The sequence below is a fragment of the Microcystis sp. genome (assembly GCF_048564745.1).
Classification (GTDB): Bacteria; Cyanobacteriota; Cyanobacteriia; order Cyanobacteriales; family Microcystaceae; genus Microcystis; species Microcystis ichthyoblabe_A.
This window is the reverse complement of record NZ_JBLZRT010000217.1, coordinates 1-3088: the sequence shown is the minus strand read 5'-3', so window position 1 is coordinate 3088 and position 3088 is coordinate 1. Positions and strand designations below refer to the sequence as shown.

2 protein-coding genes are annotated in these 3088 nt (G+C 43.9%); one reads left to right on the top strand and one right to left on the bottom strand.

Annotation, left to right across the window (positions count from 1 at the left end; translation table 11 throughout):
- The first annotated feature begins 590 nt into the window (after positions 1-590).
- A complete protein-coding gene (pta, locus tag ACOCD9_RS21715) occupies positions 591-2687 on the top strand; it encodes a phosphate acetyltransferase (protein ID WP_419548418.1) in 2097 nt (698 codons plus the stop codon).
- Between the two features lie 235 nt (positions 2688-2922).
- Here the strand turns inward: pta and ACOCD9_RS21710 are convergent.
- A partial coding sequence (locus tag ACOCD9_RS21710) for a transposase (protein WP_287699916.1) occupies positions 2923-3088 on the bottom strand: 166 nt, incomplete at its 5' end.

The window sequence follows — 3088 nt, the reverse complement described above, 5'->3', positions numbered from 1 at the left end:
CCATTTCTCCATTTTTTTGCTTACCTCCACCTTGATTCCTTCTTTCAAAACTATACCTATCAATCGTTTCCCCTTTTTTTAAGTTTCTTCTCTTTTTGTTAAGAAAGATCCGACTAATGGATAGCTTGATAAGGGGGGTGCCGATAGGCGGGGGGATCTGAAAGTTTTTAATACCCACCTACTTAAATCTTTATGAAAAACCAAGCCCTAGCTGGAAAGCCAGTGATAGGATTTGCCGGAGTCTTTATTTTAGTCTGAGGAAATTAAATCAAGTTCATGGAAAAAATGTTACCAGTGAACAGCAATCGGACAAAATAACTGATATATTAAAATATATGGTTGCCCAATCTCTAGCAGATATTCAAACAGCGATCGCTGTTTGAGAAAAATCTCTGGATTAGCCAACAAATAAAGATAGTTTACTGAAAATTTGCCAACAATTCACGCCCTTATAGACAACTTGATCGCTGCCCCCCTTATTAAGGGGGGATTAAGGGGGGATCAAGGGGGGATTAAGGGGGGATTAATTGCCCACCTCAAGGTTGGGGTAGCCCAATTAAATCCCACCTCGTTATTATTCTGCTCTACCCATGACTAACTCTTTATATATCAGCACGACGGCAACGGGAAGCGGTAAAGCGTTAGTAGCTTTAGGAATTATTGACTTAATTCTCCGCAAAACTAATAAAGTTGCTTTTTTCCAGCCAATTGTTCTCGACTGTTCCGAAGGTCATCGGGACGAAGACATTGACTTAATCCTCAATTATTTTAAATTAGAACAAACCTACGAAGAAGCCTTCGGGTTATGTTACGAAGAAGTTAAGGATTTATTGGTACAACAAAAATTTGATGAAATCATTGAAAGAATTATCAAAAAGTTTAAAAACTTAGAAAATAAATATGATTTTATCCTTTGTGAAGGTTCCGATTATCTGCAAGAAAATTCCGCCTTTGAATTTGAACTAAATACAGAAATCGCCAAAAATCTCGGCCATCCCATCTTAATATTAGGTAATGCCCACAATCGCAGTATCGAAGATGCCCTTAGTCCGATCCTGATTTCCTGCGACACCTACCAGGATAAAGGTTGTACGGTGATTGGGATTATTATCAACCAAGCTGAAGAGGAAAAAATAGAGGAATTACGGAAAACCCTGACTAAAATTTTTCCTCCCCAAGAATATGCCCTAGGAGTGATTCCCCACAATGCCAAACTGAGCAGCCCGCGAGTGGCAGAAATCGCCCAACAATTGCAGGCAAAAGTTCTCTACGGACAGCAAAGATTAGATAGTTTAGCTAGTAACTTTCTGGTGGTGGCCATGCAGATGCAAAATGCCCTAGAGCGGTTAAAAGAAGATAGTTTAATTATCACCCCTTGGGATCGCGGCGATGTGATTATCGGGATGTTACAGGCCCACCAATCGGCCAATTATCCCCAATTAGCTGGTATAGTCTTAACAGCAGGTCATAGTCTCAATCCTTCGATCGCCCGTTTAATTGAAGGTTTGCCCGATCCCTTGCCGATTCTCTCCGTCACCACCGATACCTACACCACGGCCGAACGCATCCACGATGTGCGAACCACCCTGACCTCGACGGACTACGATAAAATTAACCTCAGTCTGCAGCTTTTTCACAGTAACATCAATCTCGATCGCCTAGAAGCGCAAATTCGCACTTTGCGGACCCAGGGGATTACCCCGAAGATGTTCACCTATAATCTCGTACAACAGGCCAAAGCGCAAAAACGTCACATCGTTTTGGCCGAAGGGACTGAACCGCGCATCCTCCAGGCAGCCACAGTTTTAATCGAACAGGATATCGTCGATTTAACCCTCTTGGGACAACCAGACGAGATTGCAATGGTGATTAAAAAACATGGTATCACTCTCGATCTCGATCGCCTGCAAATTATTGACCCCGTGGCTAGTCCCCATTTTGAAAGCTATGTGCAGACCCTCTACGAAGCGAGAAAAGCCAAGGGAATGAATCTCGACATGGCCCGGGATTATGCACAGGATGTCTCCTATTTTGGCACTTTAATGGTGTATCAGGGCGATGCTGATGGTATGGTATCGGGGGCAGTGCATACCACTCAACACACGATTCGGCCTGCACTCCAGATTATCAAAACTAAGCCCGATTGTGCGATCGTCTCCTCGGTCTTTTTTATGTGTCTAGAGGATCGAGTCTTGGTTTATGGGGATTGTGCCGTGAATCCCGACCCTAGCGCCGAGGAATTAGCCGAAATCGCCCTATCTTCTGCTGAAACTGCCCAAAAATTCGGAATTGAACCGCGAATCGCCCTGCTTTCCTATTCTTCGGGTCAATCGGGCCAGGGAGAAGACGTGGAAAAAGTACGACAGGCGACCAAAATCGCTAGGGAAAAACGCCCCGATTTGAAGCTAGAAGGGCCGATTCAGTACGATGCGGCCGTGGATAAGGAAGTAGCCGCCCAAAAAATGCCGGGGTCAGAGGTAGCGGGCCAAGCGACGGTGTTTATTTTTCCTGACCTGAATACAGGTAATAATACTTATAAAGCCGTGCAGCGGGAAACGAAAGCTTTAGCGATTGGTCCAATCCTACAGGGATTAAAAAAACCCGTCAATGATCTCAGTCGCGGTTGTACCGTTCCCGATATTATCAATACGGTGGTAATCACGGCAATTCAATCCCAATCTTTTTGAGTTATCAGTTAGAAAACGGGTTTCTCAAAAAAACCCTTTTTCTGGAATATGCTTATACCATTTCTCTAAATGAAAACTACACATCGAATTTAAGTCACCCTTTTTAAGGGGGATTTAGGGGGATTAAACTTCTGTAGTCAGACTTTGGAGAATTGGTATTATTTCCTCCCGACCGGGCCAGAGCGGGAATCAAAACTATCTCAATGGAGCGAGATGAATCGCGACCAGAATAAAACTAACGCGGTAGCGTTTCCACTTTCGGGGAGTTTTGGTTCTCGACGTATTTTTTTAGTTGTTCGACAGTAACGTCGCCACAACTAGCCACGAAATAAGCTCCCGCCCAAAAATAGGGTTTGTTGTCGAAATACTTTGCCGCCAAATCCGGAAATTCTTGTCTAATT

What these genes read in the sequence shown, in the direction of transcription:
- pta (WP_419548418.1), top strand. Translation starts at nt 591, where the DNA reads ATGACTAACTCTTTATATATCAGCACGACGGCAACGGGAAGCGGTAAA.